Annotated in this window: 21 protein-coding genes; 8 read left to right on the forward strand and 13 right to left on the reverse strand. The window is 63.7% G+C overall.

Features of this window, described 5'->3' with window-relative positions:
- Positions 1–46: 46 nt before the first annotated feature.
- The 6 genes from ACZYHG_RS04930 to ACZYHG_RS04955 form a co-directional block, all read right to left on the reverse strand.
- Positions 47–1,111: a substrate-binding domain-containing protein gene (locus ACZYHG_RS04930; RefSeq protein ID WP_464612796.1), complete on the reverse strand. Its 1,065-nt coding sequence runs from the start codon at positions 1,109–1,111 to the stop codon at positions 47–49.
- Positions 1,112–1,375: 264 nt separating this feature from the next.
- Entirely contained in the window at positions 1,376–2,140 is a 765-nt protein-coding gene (locus tag ACZYHG_RS04935; protein WP_464612797.1) for a GntR family transcriptional regulator, read from the reverse strand.
- Positions 2,141–2,223: 83 nt separating this feature from the next.
- A complete protein-coding gene (locus ACZYHG_RS04940; RefSeq protein WP_464612798.1) occupies positions 2,224–2,952 on the reverse strand; it encodes an E3 binding domain-containing protein in 729 nt (242 codons plus the stop codon).
- Complete coding sequence (locus ACZYHG_RS04945; protein WP_464612799.1) at positions 2,949–3,959, reverse strand: C-terminal binding protein; 1,011 nt, start codon at positions 3,957–3,959, stop codon at positions 2,949–2,951. The genes ACZYHG_RS04940 and ACZYHG_RS04945 overlap by 4 nt, the downstream gene beginning before the upstream one ends.
- Positions 3,960–3,992: 33 nt before the next feature.
- Positions 3,993–6,386, reverse strand: coding sequence for a thiamine pyrophosphate-dependent enzyme (locus ACZYHG_RS04950; protein ID WP_464612800.1), 2,394 nt, complete (start codon positions 6,384–6,386; stop codon positions 3,993–3,995).
- A gap of 129 nt (positions 6,387–6,515) precedes the next feature.
- Complete coding sequence (locus ACZYHG_RS04955; RefSeq protein ID WP_464612801.1) at positions 6,516–7,736, reverse strand: mandelate racemase/muconate lactonizing enzyme family protein; 1,221 nt, start codon at positions 7,734–7,736, stop codon at positions 6,516–6,518.
- A 119-nt stretch (positions 7,737–7,855) separates the two neighbouring features.
- On the opposite strand from ACZYHG_RS04955, the gene ACZYHG_RS04960 reads away from it, so the two are divergent.
- Genes ACZYHG_RS04960 through ACZYHG_RS04975 form a run of 4 tightly spaced genes read left to right on the forward strand, consistent with a single transcriptional unit; the run spans position 7,856 to position 11,667 of the window.
- On the forward strand, positions 7,856–8,650 hold the full coding sequence (locus ACZYHG_RS04960; RefSeq protein WP_464612802.1) for an SDR family NAD(P)-dependent oxidoreductase: 795 nt from the start codon (positions 7,856–7,858) through the stop codon (positions 8,648–8,650).
- Positions 8,651–8,654: 4 nt separating this feature from the next.
- Positions 8,655–9,503 carry a transketolase gene (locus ACZYHG_RS04965; protein WP_464612803.1) on the forward strand — a complete coding sequence of 283 codons (849 nt, stop codon included), beginning with the start codon at positions 8,655–8,657 and terminating at the stop codon, positions 9,501–9,503.
- Positions 9,500–10,489, forward strand: coding sequence for a transketolase family protein (locus ACZYHG_RS04970; protein ID WP_464612804.1), 990 nt, complete (start codon positions 9,500–9,502; stop codon positions 10,487–10,489). The genes ACZYHG_RS04965 and ACZYHG_RS04970 overlap by 4 nt, the downstream gene beginning before the upstream one ends.
- A gap of 8 nt (positions 10,490–10,497) precedes the next feature.
- Positions 10,498–11,667 (forward strand): mandelate racemase/muconate lactonizing enzyme family protein, encoded by a 1,170-nt coding sequence (locus ACZYHG_RS04975; RefSeq protein ID WP_464612805.1) that lies wholly within the window; start codon positions 10,498–10,500, stop codon positions 11,665–11,667.
- Here ACZYHG_RS04975 and ACZYHG_RS04980 read toward each other — a convergent pair whose 3' ends face one another.
- Entirely contained in the window at positions 11,668–12,729 is a 1,062-nt protein-coding gene (locus ACZYHG_RS04980) for a LacI family DNA-binding transcriptional regulator (protein ID WP_464612806.1), read from the reverse strand.
- Positions 12,730–12,937: 208 nt separating this feature from the next.
- Here ACZYHG_RS04980 and ACZYHG_RS04985 point away from each other — a divergent pair, with 208 nt between their 5' ends.
- From ACZYHG_RS04985 to ACZYHG_RS05000, 4 genes are read left to right on the forward strand one after another with little or no spacing between them, the layout of a single operon-like run.
- Positions 12,938–13,948: an ABC transporter permease gene (locus ACZYHG_RS04985; protein ID WP_464612807.1), complete on the forward strand. Its 1,011-nt coding sequence runs from the start codon at positions 12,938–12,940 to the stop codon at positions 13,946–13,948.
- Between the two features lie 59 nt (positions 13,949–14,007).
- Positions 14,008–14,982 (forward strand): sugar ABC transporter substrate-binding protein, encoded by a 975-nt coding sequence (locus tag ACZYHG_RS04990; protein ID WP_464612808.1) that lies wholly within the window; start codon positions 14,008–14,010, stop codon positions 14,980–14,982.
- Between the two features lie 54 nt (positions 14,983–15,036).
- The gene (locus ACZYHG_RS04995) at positions 15,037–16,599 is read left to right on the forward strand and encodes a sugar ABC transporter ATP-binding protein (protein ID WP_464612809.1); all 1,563 of its coding nucleotides are present in this window, start codon (positions 15,037–15,039) and stop codon (positions 16,597–16,599) included.
- On the forward strand, positions 16,596–17,357 hold the full coding sequence (locus ACZYHG_RS05000) for an SDR family NAD(P)-dependent oxidoreductase (RefSeq protein ID WP_464612810.1): 762 nt from the start codon (positions 16,596–16,598) through the stop codon (positions 17,355–17,357). The genes ACZYHG_RS04995 and ACZYHG_RS05000 overlap by 4 nt, the downstream gene beginning before the upstream one ends.
- Here the strand turns inward: ACZYHG_RS05000 and ACZYHG_RS05005 are convergent.
- The 6 genes from ACZYHG_RS05005 to ACZYHG_RS05030 form a co-directional block, all read right to left on the reverse strand.
- Positions 17,354–18,247 (reverse strand): aldose 1-epimerase, encoded by an 894-nt coding sequence (locus tag ACZYHG_RS05005; RefSeq protein ID WP_464612811.1) that lies wholly within the window; start codon positions 18,245–18,247, stop codon positions 17,354–17,356. The genes ACZYHG_RS05000 and ACZYHG_RS05005 overlap by 4 nt on opposite strands.
- The gene (locus ACZYHG_RS05010; RefSeq protein ID WP_464612812.1) at positions 18,231–18,815 is read right to left on the reverse strand and encodes an SDR family oxidoreductase; all 585 of its coding nucleotides are present in this window, start codon (positions 18,813–18,815) and stop codon (positions 18,231–18,233) included. Before ACZYHG_RS05010 ends, ACZYHG_RS05005 begins: the two co-directional genes overlap by 17 nt.
- Positions 18,816–18,823: 8 nt before the next feature.
- Entirely contained in the window at positions 18,824–19,603 is a 780-nt protein-coding gene (locus ACZYHG_RS05015; RefSeq protein WP_464612813.1) for an SDR family NAD(P)-dependent oxidoreductase, read from the reverse strand.
- A gap of 84 nt (positions 19,604–19,687) precedes the next feature.
- On the reverse strand, positions 19,688–20,683 hold the full coding sequence (locus ACZYHG_RS05020; RefSeq protein ID WP_464612814.1) for an ABC transporter permease: 996 nt from the start codon (positions 20,681–20,683) through the stop codon (positions 19,688–19,690).
- A gap of 60 nt (positions 20,684–20,743) precedes the next feature.
- On the reverse strand, positions 20,744–22,282 hold the full coding sequence (locus ACZYHG_RS05025; RefSeq protein ID WP_464614621.1) for a sugar ABC transporter ATP-binding protein: 1,539 nt from the start codon (positions 22,280–22,282) through the stop codon (positions 20,744–20,746).
- A gap of 174 nt (positions 22,283–22,456) precedes the next feature.
- Complete coding sequence (locus ACZYHG_RS05030; protein ID WP_464612815.1) at positions 22,457–23,419, reverse strand: sugar-binding protein; 963 nt, start codon at positions 23,417–23,419, stop codon at positions 22,457–22,459.
- Positions 23,420–23,716 lie beyond the last annotated feature (297 nt).

Genomic DNA, 23,716 nt, shown 5'->3' on the forward strand with positions numbered 1-23,716 from the left:
GTTTTTGTTTCGAAACAGTGGCGCCAAATACGGCGCGTTGCACGCGTCAGGTTCCCGAAGCCTCCTTGGGCGTAATCTCCACCCAGCTCGGCGACACCGGCAAGGAAAGCCCCGGTGCCAGGTCCGGGAATACCGTCTTGCCGAGTTCGATCTTCACCGCCGAGGAATTCGGGGCGTATTTGGCATCGACCATATCCGTGGTCAGGCCGGGTGAGTTGAACAGCACGGTGGTGTCGGCGGGCTTCTTGCCGGTGTCGAGTATGTCGACCGCGAGCTTGATCGCTTCCGCGGACAGCGACGGTGGATTGGCGCCCAGCCAGCATTTGGCGCCCTTGGTCTGCGCGCAGGTGACGCCGGTGCCGTTGAAGGCGGCGGCGACGATCGGCACCATCGGCCGGTCGGCATTCTGCAGTGCCTTGATGGCGCCGGTGCCGTAGCCCTGCGAAAAGATGCCGTCGACTTCCGGATGGGCGGCAAGCAGGCTGGCGACGCCCTCCTGTTCGGGACCAGCGGCATAATTGCCGTTGAAATAGCCGACGATCTCGATGCCGGGATATTTCTTCAGCACGGCACCGAAATTCTTCTCGAACTGTTCGGAGATCGGCGCCCCGGCCAGACCGCGATCCATCAGCACCTTGCCCTTGCCGCCGAGGATGGAGGCCATCCATTCGGCCTGGTTGTTGGCCATGATGTCGAAATCGGAATGCATCTTGTAGGCGCATTCGGCCGACACGGTCTGGTCGAAGCTGACGACGATGATGCCAGCGTCGCAGGCCTTCTTGATGGTTGGATTGAGCGCTTCAGCCGACGACGCATCGATGAGGATGGCTGCCGGTTTCTGGCGGATGATGTTGTTCAACGAATTGATCTGCGCCTGGACGGTGCCTTCGGCGTTTTCAATCTTGAGGTCGACGCGGCCCTTCAGCGGCCCCTTGTTGACCGCCACATTGGCAACGCGCTCCATTTGCTGGCGCCAGTCATTGCCGACAAAATTGTTCGAGAGATAGATGACGTAGGGCTTCTTGTCTTCGGTATGGCCGGGCGTTGCGCTCATCGAGACTGCGAACCCGGCTAGCGCCACGAAGCAGGCGCTCAAGCTCCTTAATTTCATGGTCTTCCTCCCAGTGTTTCCTGTCCAGCCGGTGACGGACTGCGCCATCTTGATCGGATGAAGGTGACAAATTGATACCGGTACCAATTGCGAATGTCAATTTGACCTGGCTTCCCCCGAGGCTGCGCCCGCGAGCCAAACTCGCCGGATTTCCTCCCTGGCGACTTCTCCCGTGGCCGGCACTTCAGCCTAGCTATCATGCTATTATAATTTTATAGGTCTGTCTATGCGACCAGCATCAGAAAATACCCGAGCGGGCGCGTCTCAGGACAGGTCGTTCGGCGCGTCGTAGGTGATGCTGAAGATGTCGGCGGGGTGACGGGCAACGGAGAACTCGATGCTGCGCTGGTCCGCCGACTGATAGAGCATCTCCACGGTCAGCACCGGGCTGCCGAGCGTGATGCCAAGGTCGGCGGCAACCGCCTCGTCGGCGATTTCGGCACGCACCGTGACGTGCGCCACATCGAGCCGCAGGCCGAGATGTTTTTGCACCGAACGGAAGATCAGCACATCCGAAAAATCTTCTCGCTTCAGGCGGGCGCCGATGTCTGGCGGAAAGTAAGTGGTGATCTGCGCTTTCCGTTGTTCACCGATCGCCAGCACGCTGCGCAGGCAGTAGCCGGCCTCGTCCTTGCCCATGCCGAAATGGCGCTGGAGAACGGGCGAAACCTCCTTGCGGTAGGATTTCACCGTCAGCTCAGCGTCCTTGGTGAAGGCCGCCATGTCGGCGAAGTTCTTGAACTTCCAGCTCAGATTGACCGACGGGCTGCGCGCCGCGACCACGGCAGGTTTGGCCGAGCGTTTCCGGATCAGACCGTCGGCCTCGAGATCGCGCAGCGCCTGGCGCACGGTGATGAGGCTGACGCCGAAATGCTCGGCTATGGTCGCTTCCTTCGGCAGTTCGCCACCGACCGGGAAAGTGCCGTTGCCGATCGGTTCGCGCAATATATCGGCAAGCTGGCGATAGAGCGGGCCATTGGCGCGGCCGAGCGTGCGCCTGGGAAGACTGTCGATGGTGGGATGGTCCATGTGCCTCGTCGCGCCTCTTGTCGAAGCTTTTATAATAGCTTCCTTCGCCTGAGGCTAGGCAAGGCGGGCGGCTATCAACCGTCTCAGACGAACAGCCGAAGCGGATGCTCGATCGTCGATTTCAGGGCAGCGAGCCATTTGACAGCCATCGCCTCGTCGACGTTTACGGCATCAGTCGTGAGCAGGCATTCGACATGATCACCCGCCATGTCGAGTGAGACGGTCAGGCGCATGGCGCGGCCGGGCAGAAGTGGCATCATCACCGGCCGGATGTCGCTAGCCGTAAGCAGACGCAGGGACAGAGCCGCCGGCTTTTCCGTTTCGTCACGGCTGTCGCTCAAAGCCGCAAGGCGCATTGCGCGCAGCGATGTCAGGGACATCTCCGGACTTGTCGCGAACACAACTTGCCGGCCGGTCAATTCCAGCGCTACGGACGCTTCGGCACCGCTGGCGATTTCGGAGGCTCCTGCGAATGCCCGACCTGCCGCACGCAGCAACATATCCTCGATATCGAAGGCTTTCCCGGCACTCTCCAGTGCCGCCAGCAACTCTCGCAATGCATTCAGCGCGACCAATGCGGCAAAGGCTGCGATCCGGGGCACGGCGAGAGAAGGCGCTTCAGCCGTGGCTTCAACAGTCGGCTGACTGACAGGCACTGCAATTGCAGCAAAACCCAGCACATCGGCCGCCAGGATACGGCCACCCGGGCCGCTGCCGCGAAGCGTCTCAAGCGGCAGCGCGCGTTCGCGCACCAACCGGCGGGCATAGGGCGAAACCGCCAGTCGCGGGGTCTGGGCTACCGCCATGTTCATTTCAGATACTCAGAATTGACACAGTTGGTGAGCCGGCCTTCGGCGAGGTAGGCGTGCACGACCTCGATCGATTTCAGCCGGAGGTCGCGCATCGACGCCGGGCTATAGAAGGCGGCGTGCGGGGTGACGATCAGGCGATTGGCGATCCACGGCTCGCGGCGGCGCCATGCCGCCAGCAGCGGATGATCGAGATCGCCGGGTTCGTTCGGCAGCACATCCAGTCCGGCGCCAGCGACAGTGCCGCTGCGCATGGCAACCTCCAGCGCGTCGAGATCGACGATCGGGCCACGCGCGGTGTTGATCAGCACCAAGCCAGGCTTCGCGGCGGCGAAGGCAGTGGCGCCAAGCAAATTGCGGGTTTCCTCGCTCAGCGGTGCGTGGACACTGACCACGTCCGACCGCCCCATCAATTCGTCAAGCGAATGAACGCGCTCATAGCCGGTCGACAGGTCGACGCCGGACAGAAGATGCGGGTCGTAAAACACCACCTTCATGTCGAAGGCGGCGGCACGGCGTGCGGTGGCGAGCCCGATGCGGCCGAGGCCGACAATGCCGAAGGTGGCGCCCTTGTGACGACGCACCAGCGGCGCCTTGGAGAAATGCCAGCCTTCGGCGCCGTGGCCGGAGAGCTCGGCCCCATAAGCCGACGTCCCACGCGTCAGCGCCAGCATCAGGCCAATGGCGTGGTCGGCGACCTCGGTCGTGCCATAGTCCGGCACGTTGCAGGCCGGAATCTTGCGCGCGCCCCAGCCCGCTGTGTCGATGTTGTCGAAGCCGACACCCGAACGCACGGCGATACGCGCCTTTGAAAAGGCCGACGGAGCGGCAGCGACATTGTGGGTCGGCGAATAGTTGATGACGGCATCGACCGTTTCGCAAATCGCCGAATCAAGTGCTGCCGCCTTGTCATTGGTCGATCTGGCGAGGATGAACTCGATATCGGGATAATGCTCGCGCTCGAGTTCTGCCTCGTCGGCGGCTTGCCAGTTGGCGCACAGGATCTTCATGCCAGCCCTTTGGATTTCATAATCTGGTGGTGGTTACTTCTTGATGCCGCCGATCCGCCCGCCCATCGGCACCACGGTGCCAACCGGCTGATCGATCGCGACAAGCGTGCCGGTGATGGGCGCCTCGATCTCGACCACGGCCTTGTCGGTCTCGATCTCGGCGATCAATTCGCCCTCCTTGACCGGATCACCAACCGCTTTCAGCCATTTGATGACGGTGCCTTCGCTGACGGTGAGATCGCCGAACGGCATCGTTATCGGCTCATCGTCGCTGGAAAGGGCGGCAACGACTGGCGCGGTGGGCTGCGATTTGACCGGCACAGAAACAGGATTAGCCGGCGCGGCGCTTTTCAGGCCGACCGTGTACCAGTGATCCGGCACCGGCGGCTTGCCGGCAATGACATCGCGAGCGCCTTGGACAATGCGGGCGCTGTCGACCAGCATGGCGCGCTCGAGCACCGGGGCGAAGGGATGCGAGGTCGGCGCGGTATGCAGCCTTCCCGGCGGCGCGTCGAGTTCGTCGAAGGCGAGTTCATTGATGGCCTGGGCGATCTCGCCACCAAGGCCGCACATCGCCCAGGCTTCATCGACGATGAGCAGGCGATGGGTTTTCCGGACGCTGGCGACAATCGTGTTGATATCAAGCGGCATGATGGTGCGCGGGTCGATGATTTCGGCCTCGATGCCCTCGCCGGTCAGGACTTCGGCCGCTTCAAGCGTGCGCTGCACCATCTGGCCGGCGGCGACGATGGTGATGTCGGTGCCGGCGCGCGCAATGCGCGCCACACCGAACGGCACATAATGTTCGCCAACCGGTACCTCGCCCTTGGAGGCGAACAGCGCCTTGGGTTCTAGCATGATGACGGGATCGCCGGCCCTGAGCGCGGTCTTCATCAACCCCTTGGCATCGGCTGGGGTCGATGGGACGCAAACGATGAGGCCCGGCATATGGGCGAAGACCGGATGATAGATGCCGCTGTGATGCGGGCCGGAACTGCGCAGCGCACCAGCGCCGACACGCACCACCATCGGCGCGCTCATCCGGCCGCTGGTCATGTAGCGCAGCTTTGCCGCCTGCAGAAAGATCTGCCCGGCGGTTTCGAAAGCGAAGTCGGCGAACATCAGGTCCGAGACGGTGCGTGCGCCAGTGGCCGAGGCGCCGACAGCGGCGGCGGTAAAGCCCTGCTCGGAGATCGGCGTGTCGACCATGCGCTCGGCGCCGAACTCCTGCCAGAGGTTTTTCGTGTGGGCAAAACTGCCGCCACGCTCGCCGGTGCCCTCGCCGAAATAAAGGAGCGCCGGATTGGCGCGCATTTCCTCGGCGATGCCGTCGCGGACCGCTTCGAGCCAGCCTTGTGTGCGCGTCTCGCCGACGGCGCGCGGCTGCAGGGCTGCAGGCGGATTGATAGGGTCGGCGAAGACATGCAAGCGCACAGTGGCCGGATCTGGTTCCGGCGAGTTGCGGGCGAAGGTCAGCGCTTCCTCGACGACCTTCTCGATCCGCGCCTCGATGGCCGCCAAAGCTTCAGCATCGGCAATGCCGTAATCCTCGATCAGCTTCTTGCGGAACATGTCGATAGGATCGCGCTTGATCCACGCGTCGAGTTCTTCCTGCGTGCGGTAGGTGCCGATGACCGGATCGCCCTCATGGTGGCCGACGGTGCGATAGGTCTTGGCCTCGATCAGCGTTGGACCCTTGCCGGAACGGGCGCGCTCTGTCGCCTCTTTCATGGCCAGCCAGACGGCGAAGACATCATTGCCGTCCACCGCCACACCAGGCATGCCATAGGACGCGGCCTTGGTGGCGATCTCGGGATTGAGCGTGATCGACTTGAGCGGCGTCGCGGTGGCGTAGAGGTTGTTTTCGCAGATAAAGACGGCAGGCGCACGCTGCACGGCGGCGAAGTTGAGCGCCTCATGGAAGCCGCCATGGTTGGCGGCGCCGTCGCCGAAGAAGGCAACGCCGATGTCGTCACGCCCCTGCTGGCGCGCGCTCATGCCGATGCCGACGGCATGGCCGATGCCGGCGGCGACGATGCCGTTGGTGCCGAACAGGCCGACCGAGCGATCATAGAGATGCATGGTGCCACCGCGGCCGCCGCAAATGCCGTCGGCCTTGCCGAACAATTCGGCCATTACGCGGCCGGGGTTGGCGCCCTTGGCCAGTGCGTGGCCGTGGCCGCGATGGGTCGAGGTGACCCAATCGGTCGGTCTGAGATGCGCGCAGACGCCGACGCCTGTCGCCTCCTCGCCGATGTAGAGATGCAGGAAGCCGGGGGTTTCGCCCTTGCGGCAGGCGATCTGGGCGATGCTTTCGAAGCGGCGCAACAGCACCATGCGCTCGAACAGGTCGAGCAAAACCTGCCTGTCGGGCAAGTTTGGAGCGCCCTTGAAATCGTCGCGCGCCCGCGCCGCTGAAATTGCCACCGAGGCCTCCCTGAATCCATCTGGTGCCGGGCGACAGATGCCGGCGGCGAGCTTGTTGGTCGCTCGCTTTGGCGCATCATAGATTATAATAGCATAATGTCTACTGACTCTGAATGGAGCATTCACGCGCTAGATTTTCGTAATCCGAACGGTGGCATCAGGCCGCTGGAACAGCTCCGGCCGCAGGGTGAGGCCGAGCCCCGGCCCTTCGAGCGGCGCGACATGGCCGTCCTTGACCGGTGGAATGTCGGCGACGATTTCGGTGTACCAGCCGGTGAAATAGGCGCGCACTGCTTCCTGGTAGTTGACGTTCGGCAAGGTCGCCGACAGCGCGCAGCTGGCGGCATAGACGATCGGCCCGGTGCAGTCGTGCAAGGTGACAGGCAGCTCGCTGGCCTCGGCCATATTGGCGATCTTGCGTGCCTCGGAGAGCCCGCCGCACCAGGCGAGGTCGATCATGATCACGCTGGCCGCCCGCTTGTCGATCAGCTGTTTGAACATCTGCCGCGAGGCCAGCCGCTCGCTGGCGGCGATCGGAATGGAGGTGCGGCGGGCCAGCTCGGCCATGGCGTCGAGTTCGTTGTAGCGGATCGGCTCTTCCAGCCAGGCGACGTCGTAGGGCTTCAATGCCTCGGCGATGCGCAGCACCGGCGGCAAGGTCCACAGGCCATGCAACTCGACCATGATTTCCATGTCGCGGCCAACAGCGTCGCGGATTTTCTGGAAGGGCTCCAGCGCCTTGTCGAGATCGGCGAGTGAAATGCGCGTGCCGTTCGAGGCCTCGGCGGCGATGTCGAAGGGCCATATCTTCATCGCGCCGATGCCTTCGGATTTGAGGCTTTTGGCGAGGTCGCCAGCATTGTAGCGCCAGGCGAGCAGGTCCTCATACGGGCCTTCGTTGGAATCACCAGCCTTGAGCGACCAGTCCTCGCCGCGCTCGAACAGGGCGTTTTTCTTTGTAGCGCGGACATGTTTGTAGCCGGCGCAAGTGTTGTAGATCGGCACGGTCTTGTGTGTGCGGCCGCCAAGCAGCCGCCAGACCGGCTCGTCGAGCGCCTGGCCATAGATGTCCCACAGCGCGATGTTTACGGCGGAATTGCCGCGCACCTCGGCACCGGAATCGCGCGCGCCGACATAGACGCTGCCCATTGTGCGGTCGTGCAGCTCGATGTCGCGCGGATCCTTGCCCATGAGATAGGACGCGACATTGTCATGGATGTAGGCGGCGACCGGCCCCGGCGCCCAGAAGGTCTCGCCAGTGCCGATGAGGCCGGCATCGGTGTGGACGCGCAGCCAGAACAGGAACGGGAACTCGGCCAGTTGCAGCGTTTCGAGCGCGACGACTTTCATCTCTTTCCTCCCGGCTGCGACGGACCCTATGGCCCAGCGGACAATAACACATCCTCGTTGACAGCCATTTATGGTACCGGTATCAAATGCGTCAAGATGGTCACCGGGAGGGTGCTCGCTTGCCTGCCGAAAATCAAAACACGACGCCCAGGAGAGCACTGGTCACCGGCGCTGCCGGCGGCCTAGGTCGCGAGGTGGCGATCCAATTGGCCCGGCGTGGCTGCAGCGTCGCGGTCACCGACATCAATGGCGGCGGGCTTGCCGAAACCGCTCAACAGATAAGAGAAACCGGCGCGGAAGCCGAGACCATCATTGGCGATTTCACCTTGGAGGACGCGCCGGAAGCGGCAGTGGAAAAAGTGGTCTCGCGCTGGGGTGGCATCGACATCCTCGTCAACAATGCCGGCTATGGCGTGATCGAGCCGTTCCTCGACGCCACCTTCAAGGCCTGGACGCGGACGCTGGCGCTTAATGTCACGGCCCTGGCCATGGCCTGCAAGGCGGCGGGCCGGGTGATGCGCGAGCAGCGTTCGGGACGCATCATCAACATCACCTCGCCCGGCTCGCGCATGGCGCTGCCGGATTACACCGCCTACACGGCGAGCAAGGCCGGCGTCGATTCCATCACCCGCGCCGCTGCCGTGGCGTTGGCGCCCTATGGCGTGCTGGTCAACAGCCTGGCGCCGGGCATGATGGACACCGAGATGCAGCGCTCGACCGAGGTCGACCTCGCGCGCGCCAACGGCCGCAACGATCTGCAAGCCTTTCTCGACGAGCGCACGCGACGGATCCCGGTTGGCCGCCGCGCCGAGATTTCCGAGGTGGCGGAGGCAGTGGTCTGGTTGTGCCTCGATTCGCCCAAATACATGACCGCCGAGCGACTCAACATGTCGGGCGGGCTCGACAAGGACTGATCCAATGCTGCGAAACTCCCCTCCGGGCACCGCCGACATCGGCGCGCTCGAACGCAAGGCGACACAATTGCGTCGCCACATGCTGACGATGGCCCGCGGCCAGGGCCAGGGTTATATCGGCCAAGGTCTCGGCATCGCCGATGCGCTGGCCGCGCTCTACTTCCATGAACTGCGCTACGACCCCCACAATCTGGCCTGGTCCGACCGCGACCGCTTCCTGCTGTCGACCGGGCACTATTCGATCGCGCTGTGGGCGGCGCTGGCTGAGGCCGGCATCATCCCGGTCGAAGAACTCGTCACCTATGGCGCCGACGACAGCCGGCTCGAAATGTCGACGCTCGACACCACGCCCGGCGTCGAGATGATCGGCGGCTCGCTCGGCCATGGGCTGGGCCAAGGCGTCGGCCAGGCGCTGGGCCTGCGCGTCGACAAATCCGACGCGCGCGTTTTTGTCGAGCTGTCGGATGGCGAAATGCAGGAAGGCTCGACCTGGGAAGCAGCGATGTCGGCCAGCCATTTCAAGCTCGACGGGCTGGTGGCGCTGATAGACTGCAATGGCATCCAGGCCGACGGACCCGTCGTGCTCGACATGGAACCTGTTGCCGACAAATGGTGCGCCTTCGGCTGGCAGACAGCGGAAATCGACGGCAACGATATGACCGCCGTGGTCGGCGCGCTGGCGGATGCAAGGAACCGCAACGGCAAGCCGAAGGCGATCGTGCTGCGCACGCTGCCGGGCAAGGGCGTGCCGCGCATCGAAACCTCCGAGAAATCACACTTCTTCCGTATCGACGTGGCGCAATGGGACGGCATCATCGCCGAATTCGAGCAGACCGTGGGAGCAGCCCAATGAGCGGCGCGGCGATGGAGGCCGGCCGCACGCTGGCCATGGGCCAGGATGAAGCGGTCGATGGCGGCCGGCAGAGCGTCGAGGCGCCGTTTGGCAAGGCGTTGGCGAGGCTCGGCCAGAGCCGTCCCGACATTGTCGGGCTGACCGCCGATCTCGGTAAATACACCGACATCCTGCCGTTCCGCGATGCCTTCCCGGACCGCTTCTTCAATGTCGGCATGGCCGAGCAGAATCTTGTCGCCGTCGCCGCCGGGCTGGCGCGCACCGGCAAGGTGCCGTTCGCCACCACCTATGGCGTGTTCGCGACGCGGCGCGCCTATGATTTCGTCGCCATCGCGCTTGCCCACTCCAACCTCGACGTCAAGATCGTCGCCGGCCTGCCGGGCCTGACGACCGGCTATGGCGGCACGCACCAGGCGATCGAGGACCTGGCGCTGATGCGCATGATCCCCGGCCTCACCATCATCGACCCCTGCGACGCCACCGAGATCGAGGCGGCAACCGAAGCGATCGCGGAGCATCGGGGGCCGGTGTACATGCGGCTGCTGCGCGGCAGCGTGCCTGTCGTGTTCGAACCTGGCTATCGCTTCGAGATCGGCAAGGCGCGGCGTCTTCGGGAAGGCAGCGATGTCGGCATCATCTCGACCGGCTTCATGACCGAGCGAGCACTGGATGCGGCGGATGCCTTGCGCAAACAAGGCATCTCCGCTGGCGTGCTGCATGTGCCGACCATCAAGCCGTTCGACGCCGAGGCGGTGGCCGAATTCGCCAACTCGGTTGGCCGTATCGTCACGGCGGAAAACCATGTCGTGCTGGGTGGTTTGGCGAGCCTGGTCGTCGAGACCTTGTTCGATGCCGGCATTGCGAAGACAGTAACGCGCATCGGCCTCCCCGACCGCTATATCGAATGCGGCGCGGTGCCGACCTTGCAGGCGAAATACGGCCTGACGACCGAGGCCGTCATCGCGACCATCGCTGCGCTGAGTTAGGGTTCCGTATGAAGATCACCGAGATCGAGACCTTTGCCGTCGGCGCCGGCTGGAAGAACTGGCTGTTCGTCAAAGTGCATACGGACAGCGGCATTCACGGCATCGGCGAAGGCACGCTGAACGGCTTCATCAAGACCACCGAAGCCGGCGTGCATGAACTCAAGCACCTCGCCATCGGTCAGGACCCGCGCCGCATCAACGCGCTGGCCAAGCGCATGCTGGACAGTGTTTCGCTCGATGGCGGCCATATCCACCGCACGGTGATCGCGGCAATCGAGGTCGCCTGTTGGGACATTCTGGGCAAAAGCCTCGGCGTGCCGATCCATCAGTTGCTCGGCGGCCAGGTGCGCGACAGTGTGCTCGGCTACGCCAATGGCTGGTACCGAACCGAGCGCACGCCGGAAGCCTTTCTGGAGGCCGCGAAGGCTGTGCTGGCCAAAGGCTTTAAGGCGTTCAAGCTCGACCCGTTTGGCACCGCGCAAGGTTTTATCTCGCGCGAGGAACTGGACCTGTCCTACGCGATCTGCCGAAAGTTGCGTGACGACCTGCCCAGGGAAACGCTGATCCTGATCGACGTGCACGCCCGCTTCACCGAGATCGCAGCGCTGCAGGCGGCGCAGAAATTCGCCGACCTCGACATCTACTGGTGGGAGGAGCCGACCTCGCGCGACCGGCAGGAAACGGTGCACGAGGTGGCGCACCGTTCGCCGATCCCGGTGGCGACCGGCGAGATGTACGACACGGTCGGCCAGTTCTACACGTTGGCCGCTGGCGGCGGCGTCAACATCTTCCAGCCCGAGCCGATGTCGCTCGGCGGTATCGGACCATCGATGCAGGTAGCCAATCTGGCGCTCGCCCATGGCAGCCACATCGCGCCGCACCAGAGCGGCGGGCCGGTGGCGACGGCGGTGTGCCTGCAGCTGGCGGCCGCGGTGCCGAACTTCCTCATCCAGGAGCATTTCGACGCCTTCAACGATCCGTGGACGCGCGAGCTGGTGACCTGGCACCCGACCGTCAATCCGGACAACGGCCATCTGTCACTGCCGGACGCGCCAGGGCTCGGCATCGATCTCAACATCGATGCGATCAAGGATCACCCCTACGATCCAAATGCCTATCTCAACGTCCATGCCGAGGGATGGGAAAAGCGGCTCGGGCGGCGTGAGCAGAAGCCCTGATCACGCGCTTTCGCGGTCAACGATTTCGAAGCCAAGACTGGTGATGGTCGGCACCTTGGTGTTGCCGCCGAGCCTCGCCAGCAATTGCCGCACCGCACGGCGGCCCATCTCGTAGCGATTGACCTTTACCGTGGTCAGCGGCGGATAGAGCTGCGCGGCGAGGTCGATGTCGCCATAGCCGGCAATCGCGATTTTGCCCGGCACTGCCCAGCGTCGACGGTGGCATTCCTGCACGGCGCCGACCGCCAGCGTATCGCTGGAAAAGAAGATGGCGTCGATATCCCTGTGCCTCGAGGTCAGCGTCACCAGCGCCTCGGCGCCGCCCTGCGCGGTGATCGGCACCTCGACCTCCATGTCGGCATGGTTCTTGATGCCGAGTTCGGTCAGCGCGGCATGATAGCCGGTGCGGCGCTGTTGCAAGCGGTCATTGCCATGGATCGGCGTCGAGACGAAGCCGATGCGCTTGTAGCCCTTGGCGGCCAGATGCATGGTCATGGCGTAGGCGGTCTCGAAGTTGGAGACGCCGACCACCATGTCGATCGGCTTGCGACCCTTGATTTCGGAAATTTCGACCACCGGCGCGCCGCTGCTCTTCAGAAGCGCTCGCGCCGTCTCGCTTTGCACGAAACTTTGCAGGATCATGCCGACCGGTCGCCAGCCGAGCAGGTTGCGGATCGATTTCTCCTCGGCTTCCTGCGTGAACTCACCCTGCACCAGCAGCATCGAATAGCCGCTCTCATGGCACTCGTCCGACATGCCCTGCACTTGTTCGGCGATGCCCGAATTGATCAGCGGCGGCACCACCGTGCCGATCATGCGGCCATTGCCGCGCATGCTCGACGCCAGCCGGTTCGGCACGAACCCAGCCTGCTCGATGGCCTCGAGCACCTTGGCGCGCGTCTCCGGCGAGACCATGTCGGGATTGGACAGCGCGCGCGACACTGTCATCGGCGCGACGCCGACGCGCTTGGCGATCTCGCGGACGCCGAGGCGTTGCGGCTTTTCTCGCCCGCCGGCGGCTTGTCGATCATCACCCTGCTCCAAGAGAGCGCGATCCAGCAAAGCAATATCCTGCCGATCACGTCGCACTTCATAGCGGTTGTGGCGGACAGTTTCCAGCAACCGGCCCGTCCATCGCGGGGTCAGAAATTTCTCCGTTGACAAGTTATAATATTATAATCTTAATGGCTGCGAGGAGCGCGCCAGGATCGGCGCGGGTGCTTGGCGCCGGCTGCAAGAGCCGGCAACAGGTGCCGCCAGGGAGGTCAGGATGAACAGCGCGGCCGAGGTGAGCTCGCCGCCGCGGGACGCGCAATCGTTCCGGCGGCGATTGATCGGCTTCATCGCCGTTGGCGAAGTCGGCGTGCTGGCGGCGATGGCCTTGCTGGTCGCCTTCTTCTGGCTGCTTGAGCCGGCCTTCCTGTCGGAGCGCAATATCCGCGCCATTCTCAACGTCGTGTCGTTTGTCGGCATCATCGCCATCGGCCAGACCATTCTGCTGGTTGCGGGGGAATTCGACCTGTCCGTCGGCTCGGTGGCCGGGCTGTCCGCCGTGGTCGCCGGCAAGCTGATGACCGCAGCCGCCTTGCCGGTCTCGATCGCCATTCTCGGCGGCATCGGCGTCGGCGCCCTGATCGGCCTCCTCAACGGACTGATCGTCGTCAGGCTCGGCATTCCCGCCTTCATCCAGACGCTCGGCATGCTGTTCATCGGCCAGGGCCTGATCCAGGTGGTGACCGGCGGTTATCCGGTCTACCCACTGCCGGATGCGATCAATGATATTGGCGGCACCGATCTCGTCTTCGGTCTCGGCTGGAGCTTTGCCTTCTTCATCGTCGCGGCCGTGGTTGCCGACTTCGTGCTGCGGCGCACCGTGCTCGGGCGCAACATGTATGCCACCGGCGGCAACAAGGAAGTGGCGCATCTCGTCGGCATCAACACCAATGCCTACAAGATCGGCGCCTTCATCACCGTCGGTGCGCTGTCGGCAATCGCCGGCATGTTCGTCATGGCCGACCTCGGCAGCGGCGGCACCTCGATCGGCAGCGGCTGGGAACTGACCGTCATCGCCGGTGTCGTGGTCGGCGGCGTCAGCCTGTTCGGAGGCGCCGGCACGGTGGCCGGCGGTGTCGTCGGCATCCTTTTGCTGAAAATCGTGCAGAGCGGCCTCGTCGTCATCGGCGTCAACTCCAACTGGCAGCAGATCGCGGTCGGCGTGATCATGGTGATGGCCGTCGGCCTCGACATCGTGCGCCGCCGCTACTTCATCGCCGGGGCCTGACTAGCGAGAGAACAGTGATATTGCGCCGGCAAAAGCCGGCGAACCAAGGGAGGTAAGGCATGAAAATCCATTTGAAAAAGCGGCTGATCCGCGCCGCGTTGGCGGCGGCGGTGGTTGCAACATCGCTGGGCTCGGTTGGTCTTGCCAAGGCAGCCGACATTCACCTGCTCTGGGTGCAGGCCATGAAAGATCATCCCGTGCACCGGCTGATGCAGGCTGGCTTCCTCAACAAATGCAAGGAGCTCGGCTACACCTGCGAAGTCGTCGGCGACCCGAGTGCGACCAACTGGGACATACCCGCGACGCTGCCGCTGGCCGAAGCCGCGCTTGCCCGCACCAAATATGACGCCATCGGTGTCTATGGGGTCGATCCGGCAATCTTTTCCTACATCACCAAGCTCGCCAAAGAAGGCTTCCCGATCGTCACCTGGCATGTCCTGCCGCCCGAAGGCACCGTCAAGGGTTTGAAGGCGGCGACCGGCGAAAACATCGCCGAGGTCGGCGCCAATGCGGCAATCGCCATCGGCGACAAGCTCGGCGGCAAGGGCACCGTGGCGCTGACACAAGGCGCCTCCAACGACACCGAAAACGCCATGTCGGACGCCTTCCGCAAGACCATTGCGGCGAAGTATCCCGGCATCAAGGTGCTCGACACACAGATGGAAGGTTTCGAGCCTTCGGCGGCGGAAGCCAAAGCAGTGGCGATCCTGCAAGGCAATCCTGATGTGACCGCCGCCTTCGGCACCACCGGCAACAGCATTCAGACCTGGTCGGGCGCCGCCCGCAAGGCCGGACGCGACGTCGTCATCATCGGCATGGATTACATCAGGCAGAACCTCGACTTGGTGAAATCGGGCGCCGCCTACGGCATTGTCGCACAGCCTCTCTACGAGGAGAGCGCCAAGGTTGCCGAATTGCTGGGCGATCTCGCCCAGGGCAAGACCGTGCCCTACAGCAATCCGTTGCCGGCCAAGGTGATAACCGCCGCCGATCTCGCCCCCTATTACAAGATGCTCGACGGCGCCGGTCAGTAACGTCTGCCGCCGGGTCCGCGCCTCGCGGGCCCGGCGCCCTTCCGGGGAATCATCGTGTCCGAAACCACCCAAGAGCCGCTGTTCTCAGCAACCGGAATCGTCAAGAGTTTTGGCGGTGTGCAGGCATTGCGCGGCGTGGATTTCGATGTGATCCCGGGCGAGATCCACGCTTTGCTGGGCCAGAACGGCGCCGGCAAGTCGACGCTGGTCAAGATCCTCAACGGCGTGCATCCGGCCGGCTCCTACAGCGGCACGATCCAACTCGACGGCCAGGACGTCAGTTTCGCCTCCCCGGCCGATGCGCGGTCGAGCGGTGTCGGCTACGTGCCGCAGGAAATCGAGGTGCTCGAACAGCTTTCGGTCGCCGAGAATGTCTTCGCCGGCCGCACCGGGCTGGGCGCCGGCATGCTGGTATACCAACGAAAACTCGAGCAGCGCGCCGGCGAGATCTTTGCCGACCTCGGCATCGACATCAATCCCAGGACCTATGTCGCGTCGCTGACCTCGGCGCAGCGCCATCTGGTGATGATCGCGCGTGCCATCGTCACCAGACCGCGCGTCCTGATGCTGGACGAGCCAACTGCCTCGCTTTCCGGAACCGAGGTCGATGCCCTGTTCAGCGTGCTGCGCCGCCTGAAGGCGCAAGGCGTGGCCATGATCTACATCACCCACCGCTTGCCCGAAGTGCTCGCCATCTGCGACCGTGCCACCGTGCTGCGTGACGGGCAGGTGGCGGTGCGCATCGCGCGCGAGGATTTTGATGCCGAGACCTTCATCTTCTCCATGTCCGGCCAAAGGCTGCAGCGGCTGTTTCCAGAACACGCCGCGCCCGTTGGTGCGCCGACCGCGCTGGAGGTTCGCCATCTCACGGTCGCCGGCCACAGCGGCGCTGTTCATGGCGCAAGGGACATCAGTCTCTCCGTGGCTGCTGGCGAGATTGTCGGGCTGGCAGGGTTGCTTGGCTCCGGTCGCAGTGAGATCCTGCATGGCATCTATGGCCGGGTGTCGGCCGAGGGCGAAATTCGCGTCAATGGGGAACGCGTAGCGGTCAAATCGCCGGCCGACGCCCGCGCGGCCGGCATTGCGTTGTTGACCGAGGACCGCAAGCGCGACGGCCTGCTGTTCAACCTGCCGGTCGGCGCCAACATCACCATCGGCAATCTGGCGCCCTTGTCGCGGCACGGCATGGTGCGCAGCGGGCTGGAGCGCAGCTCCGTCCACGGCGCCATGCGCGCGCTCAACATCAAGGCATCGTCGCCGCAAGCCGCGGTCACCCATCTGTCGGGAGGCAACCAACAGAAGCTGCTGTTCGCCCGCGTGCTGATGCGGGCGCCGAAAGTGCTGCTGCTCGACGAACCGACCAAGGGCGTCGATGCGGCAACCCGGCACGAAATCTACCGGCTCGTCGTCGAACTCGCCGAGAAAGGCGTGGCCTTGCTCATCGTTGCTTCCGAGCTTGAGGAACTGATCGGCCTTTGCGACCGTTGCCTCGTCGTCGCCGATGGCCGCATCGTCGATGAATTCAACCGTGGCGAAGGCGGCGAGGATCGCGTGCTGCGCTCGGTGACATCAGCGCAGGCGCGACGTCACGCCATGGCCGCACAGGCTTCCTCATGACGTTTGCCGGCAAACGTATTTTTGTCACCGGGGCCGCAACAGGCATCGGTCGCGCGACAGCGGAGTACCTAGCCGCCGAGGGCGCCAGGGTCTTCGGCGCCGGGCTGGATGGCGAAGAGGGAAAGACCCTTCGTGGACGGTATGCCGAGAACCAGTTGATCTTCCGCGAGAGCGACCTCACGCGTGAGGTCGAGGTGCAGGCAGCAGTGGCGGAGGCGACAAGGAGGCTTGGCGGGCTTGACGCGGTCGTCAACTGTGCCGGCATCTATCCAACCGGTAAGCGGCTTGAAGAGATTTCCGACGAGGACTGGGAGAAAACCATCGCCGTCAATCTGACGGCCATTTTCCGCGTCTGTCGGGCGACCTTGCCGTTGCTGCGAGCGGCCGGGGGCGGCTCTATCGTCAACATCGCCTCCGTCCATGCCGACGCCACAGTCCCGGGCGTGCCCGCCTACGCTGCTACGAAGGCCGCGGTTGTCGGCCTGTCGCGGCAGATGGCGCTCGACTATGCCGTCGACCGCATCCGCGTCAACGCCGTGCTAGTCGGCTCCGTCGCCACCCGCATGACACTGGATGGGCTGGAAGCGGCCGGCGGTGCGGAAGCGCTAGGCCTGTCCTTTGAACCCAACCGGATCGCCCGCATCGCCAACCCCTCCGAGATCGCCACGGCCATCGGCTTCCTGGTCTCGGACGCCGCGTCCTTCGTCACCGGCAGCGCCATGCAAGTGGATGGTGGGCTGCTAGCGCGGCTGCTTTAAAACGCGAATGGGATGAAGGAAACTGTACCGGCGGCGCTTTCACCCGAGGCGAGCACGATCACCCCCTCTTGCGGATCGTCCCATCCGCCTCGGTTGAACGCGCCCGAGGCATTGGTCTGCGGCTCGACACAGAAGTATGGTTTGGTGGGATCGCCATAGAGCATCAGGTGCTTGAAGACTGGATCGGCCTTGATGCGCAGGCCTGCGCCGCGCACTGGAAAGCGGATGGTCGCCTCGCCGCCCCAGCCGCCATAATCATTGTTGCGCCAGCCGCCCGGCAAGGGTGGTGCGCCGGCAAAGTCGAGTTCGGGTGGCAGTGTTATCGGATCGCCTGAAAGGCCATCGGGCTCTTCGAGGTAGAAGCGCCCAGCCTTGAACTGCAGCGTCACGTCCGGATCGCGGTCGAACCAGGGATGCAGGCCAAAGCCGAACGGCATGGCGACCGGCCCGGTGTTGGTCAGTGTCATGGTCACGCTAAGGCTCTCCTCGGAAACCACGAAGGTCTGCGTCGCGCGGTAGGAATAGGGTTCGTCTCCAGCCGCGATATCCAGCGCAAGGGTCGCGTTACCGGTTCCTGCCTCGGTGACGGTCCAGGCATGTTGCCAGCCGCTGCCATGGACGTTGAATTTCTCGGGCGGATTGTTGGGCTGAACCCGCCAGCGTTTTGCCCCGAAATCGAAGGCGTTGCCGGCGATGCGGTTGGCGAAGGGCGTCATCGGGAACATGGCGACGCCAAGCACATTGCCGGCTTTGCGATCGTCGTCCGATAGCCGGCGCATGAGATCAATGCCGCGCCAGCGCAGCGAACTGACGCTGCCGCCTATGTGCGGCACCAGCCCGACTTCCAGCGCTCCGGCGTTCAGCGTGACCAGTTCAGAAATTGCGTCCATAGCCTGCCATCCATCCACCGTCGACGCCCAGCATCTGGCCCGTCGTGTAGGTGTTGAGTGAATCGCAGAAGAACAGCACGGCCGCAACCGCTTCCTCGATGCTGCCGGCTCGGGCGACCGGTGTGTGGCTGAGCATCGCCTTGTCGCCGGAAACCATGGTTTCATCCTCGACCGCACCGACGCCTACGGCATTGACCAGCACCTTGGGGCCGAACTCCATGGCCAGCGTGCGCATGCCTGCAAGAATCGAAGCGTTCTCCATGGAAAAGCGGGGATGGCGGCGCATCGGCATGCCGGCGGTCGCCGACAGCAGGAAGACGATGCGTCCGCTGCCGCGCTCGGTCATGGTCACCGCGGCCTTGCGCGCATCGGCATAGAGCGATCTCGGATCTCCGGCCACATTTCCCGGTCGCAACGGGCAGGACATCAGCAGAATGTCGGCTTGTCGCGCGTCGGAGCCCTCGACAAGAATGCCGCCATTGGCCAGCAACGCAGTGATCGCTGCTTCGGCGACCGGGTTGCTGTCGCCATCCAGCGCCACAGCGGCGCCATTGAGGTCGATTTCCATGGCCTCCCTCACATCATGTATCCCGCTGTCCAGCCGCCATCGACAGCCAGAATTTGGCCGTTGACGTAGCTGGCAGCCGGCGAGGCCAGGAACAGCACGGTCTCGGCGATCTCCTGCGGCTCAGCCGGCCGGCCGAGCGGCACATGGGCGAGGAATTCCTGGGTGCGGCCGGCGAACTTGCCGTCCTCACCATAAAACAGCTTGGCCGTCAGCGCCGTCATCACCGAGCCCGGTGCGATGGCATTGGTCAGGATGCCCCTGGCCCCGAGTTCGATCGCCATCGAGCGTGTCAGATGGATGATGCCGGCCTTGGCGGCGACGAACGGGCTCTGCAGGCGCATGGCGGCGAGGCCAACGACGGAGGCAATGTTGACGATACGGCCGCCCTTGCCGGCGGCAAGCATCGGGGCCAGCGCGGCACGGCTCATAATGTAGAGGCCGTCGAGATCGATGCCGGTGATGCGATCCCATTCCTCGGGCGGGAATTCGTCGATGGTGACGCGGTGCGCCAGCGTGTTGACGCCGGCATTGTTGACGAGGATGTCGAGGCGGCCGTAGCACTGCATGATCGCGGCGATGGTGCTGTCGACCGAAGCGGTATCACGAATGTCGGTGGCGCAGGCCATGGCATTGCCCAGGCCGGCCGCGACCTGGCTTGCACCCTCGCCGTTGATATCGGCAACGATGACGGCAGCACCATTGTCGGACAGGCGCCTGGCTATCGAACTCCCGATCGCTCCTGCCGCCCCGGTAACCAGCGCTACCTTGCCTCGCAAATCGCAGCGCATGCCCCGTCCGCTCCCGAACCAATTCGGGTTATGCTATTATAATATTCTCAAGAGACCGACAAGCAATTGCGACGCGGCGTGACGTTATTCCGCCGCCGCATCGACGACGTTTTTGCGGGCCGCATCGATCATCAGGCGCCGCGCCCGGAACGCACCCCATTGCTGGTCGACCAGCACGCCGATCAGGATGACGCCGCCCATCACTGCGAAGTTGAGGGAGGACGGAATGCCGAGCAGGTTGACGAGATTCTGCAACTCCTGCAGCAGCACGGTGCCCAGCACGACGCCGATCAGCGAGCCCTCGCCGCCACGCAGCGAGAAGCCGCCGAGCACGGCGGCGGCGATGGCGTAAAGCTCGTAGAACTGGCCGTGGCTGGCCGGCGAGATCGAGCGCGTGTACATGGCGAAATAGATTGCCGACAGCGCCGTCAGCACGCCGCAGATGACGTAAGCTGCCATGACGATACGGCCGGTGCGGATGCCCGAATATTTCGCCGCCTCCTCATTCTTGCCAATGGCATAGAGATAGCGGCCGAACACCGAACGGTGCAGCACCACCCACATGATGATGGCGATGACGATCAGCGCGATGAAGCTGTTGGGCACGCCATATGAGCGGCCGGCGGTGAGAAATTCCAGCTCCGGAAAATTCTGGCCGAAAGCAAAGCCCGCGGTACCGTCGGCGGTGTAGAAGCGAGCGACGCCGCGATAGATCAGAAGACCGCACAAAGTGACGACAAACGGCTGCAGCTTGAGCCGTGTGATCAGCCAGCCATGCGTCAGCCCGATGATGGCGCCGAGTATCAGGATGAGCACGAAGGCGACCGGCCATCCCAATCCGCGCGTGGCGATGAAGTCGATGAACAGCGTTCCAAGCAGCGCGACCACCGAGCCGACCGACAGTTCGATGCCACCGGTGATGATGACGAAGGCCTGGCCGATCGACAGGATGCCAAACAGGCCGATCAGGTTCGAGGTGTTGGCGAGATTGATCGGTAACAGGAAGCGCGGATTGATGATGGCGACGATTGCGCCTACCACCAGGATCAGGATCAGCAGGCCGAGATCTTTCTTGGTCATCGTCTTCTCCCCAGTCCCTGCCTGAGCAGGTTGCGTGGTCTTGCGACCTCTCGCGCAAAATTATTTCGGCTGCTTGCCCACTGCCAGCAGCAGCACGTTTTCCTGGCTGAACTGGTCCTTGTCGAGAATGCCCGAGATCTGGCCCTCATGCATGACGGCGATGCGGTCGGACACACCGATGACCTCCTCCATGTCGCTGGAGATCATCAGCGCGGCGACGCCGGCGTCAGCGAGCGCCCGCATCAGCCCATAGATTTCGGCCTTGGCGCCGATGTCGATGCCGCGCGTCGGCTCGTCGAGGATCATGACCTTGGGGTTCATGGCCAGCCATTTGCCGAGCACGACCTTCTGCTGGTTGCCGCCCGACAGCGTGCCGGTACGCGTCTGTACCGAAGGCGCCTTGATGCCGAGATTTTTCTTCTGCGTCTCGGCGGTGGCGGTCTCCGCGTTTGCCGACACCAGAGAACGCTTGGCGTGCGCCGGAAGATTGGGCAGCGAAATGTTCTGCGCGATCGAGAGGTCGAGCAGGATGCCGGTCAGCTTGCGGTCTTCCGGCACCAAGAAAATGCCATGCGCAACGGCATCGGCCGCCGAGCCGAGTGCAAGCGTCTTGCCATCGAGCTCGAGCGTGCCGCCAAGGCTGCCGTCGATGCCGAAGAAGACGCGCGCCAGCTCGGTGCGGCCGGAGCCGACCAGGCCGGCAAGGCCGAGGATTTCGCCGCGCCTGATGTCGAGGGAGACCGGCCGGCTGGGATAGGCTGGCGTGCGAATGGCCTTGGCGGCGAGGGCGACGGCGCCGGGGGCACGGGCGGCCTCGGAGGCCTTTTCGCGCTCCTTCAGCATGCGGCCGATCATCAGCTTGACCATCTGGTCGTGGTTGATATCGCGCTTTTGCAGCGTGCCGGCCAGCATGCCGTCGCGCAGCACGACGACGCGGTCGGCGACGCGCTCGATCTCGTGCAGGCGGTGCGAGATGAAGATGACGCTGATGCCGTCGGCCTTCAGCGCCTTGATGACGTCGAGCAATTTGTCGGTTTCCGCGAGCGGCAGGCTCGATGTCGGTTCGTCGAGGATGACCAGCCTTGCCTTGATCGACAGCGCCTTGGCGATCTCGACCATCTGCTGCTGGGCGAGCGACAGGTCGGCAACCTGCGCGTCGGCGGTGAAATTGGCACCGACACGCTTCAGCAGCGGCGCCACCATTTCCCGCAGCTTCGCGCGGTCGACAAGCTTGAGCGGCCCGGCACGCAGCGGTTCGCGGCCGAAGAAAATGTTGGCGGCGACATCGAGATTTTCGAACAGATTGAGTTCCTGGTGGACGAAGGCGATGCCGGATCCGAGGCTGCCTTCGACGCTCAGCCCCTTGTGGGCGGTGCCGTCAACCGTGATCGTGCCGGTGTCCGGCGTGGTGACACCGCCGAGGATCTTCATCAGGGTCGATTTGCCGGCACCGTTCTCGCCGACGAGGCCGATCACCTCGCCCGGCCTGACGTCCATGGAAAAACCATCGAGCGCGACGACGCCCGGATAGGTCTTGCGCACGTTCTCAAGACTGAGGAACGGGGTGGTGGTGGCGATGGATGTGTCGGAATAATTCATCATGCCTGACAGCGATTGGCGGGACAATTTCTGAGCATGATCTTGTCCGAAAACCGGTTCCCACTTTTCGGGATCATGCTTGTGACCACATCCGCAGACTGACGGTCCCAGCAGGCTTCGTCAATGCGAACAGCCGGCTCAAGCGACGTTGAGCCGGCTGAACTGCCTGTTGTCTTAGTTTCCAGACATCGCCTTCAGATTTGCGGCATAGGCGTCGACGTCATCCTTGCCGATGATCTTGGTCGGGATGATGATCAGCGCATTGGCCGGAATGCCCGACTTGTCGCCCTTGAGATAGGCGGCCATCAGCTTCATGCCCTGATAGGCCCATTCGAAGGGCTGCTGCACGACGGTTGCGGCAATGGTGCCTTCCTTGACGCCGCCCAGCGTGATCGGATCGTCATCGAAGCCGACGACCGTGATCGAGCCGAGCTTGCCGGCATCGCGCAGCGCTTCATAGATGCGCGGCGTGTTGTAGGAATAGAAGCCGACCATGCAGGTCACGTCGGGGCTGGCGACCAGCGCGTCCTCGACGTTCTTCTTGGCGCGGGCCTGGTCGATGTCGTCGCCACGCACGTCGTCGAGCGTGATCTTGGTGCCGGCGAGACCATCCTTGAAGCCCTGGATGCGCTCCTTGGCATTGTCGGCGCCGAGCAGGCCGACGAAGCCGAGGCACTTGCCGCCATTGGGCATCGCCTTCTTGGCGATGTCGGCCGCCTGCTTGCCGGCATCGACGTTGGACGAGCCGATATAGGCGACACGCTTGGTCTGCGGGGCATCGCTGTCGGTGGTGAACAGCGCCGTTTGCGAGGCGATCTTGTTCAGGCCATCGGTCGAGGTCTTGGGATCGACGGCCGAGACCATGATGCCCTTGACGCCGGCCGTCACCAGATCGTCCATCAGGCGCTGCTGGATGGCGACCGAGGACTGCTCGGGATATTTGAGCTCAAGCGTGTAGTCAGGCAGTTCGCCTTGCGCCTTCTTGACGCCGGCTTCGGCCGCTTTCCAGAAATCGGAAGCGCCGTTGACGACGAAGGCCAGCGTCGGCTTGTCGTCGGCGCGCGCGATTGCCGTCGCCGTGAGGCCCAGCAGCAGCGCTGCGGTGGCTACGGATGCATTGCGTATCAAGGATTTCATGTTCAACCTCCCGTTTTGGTCCAGCCGTTCGGCTGACCGGTCTTGCTCACTAGAATTTCTGGCTCACTAGAATTTCTTGCTCACCTGAATTTGCCGTTTGCAGCTTGGACGCCCCTCCTCCCCAAGGGTTCCCGGCACTGAAAGAATGGCGTCGTTCCAGCCACGATCACGGACTTTAGAGACTCATCCCTGTTTCGTAAATAGTCCGATTTGTCTGACATATCACATATCTGCTACAAGGTTAGCGGAGGCAATACCCGCTCGCCGTCAGACCATTCACGAGCACTCCCGGATCCA

Source organism: Mesorhizobium subarcticum (assembly GCF_055456085.1).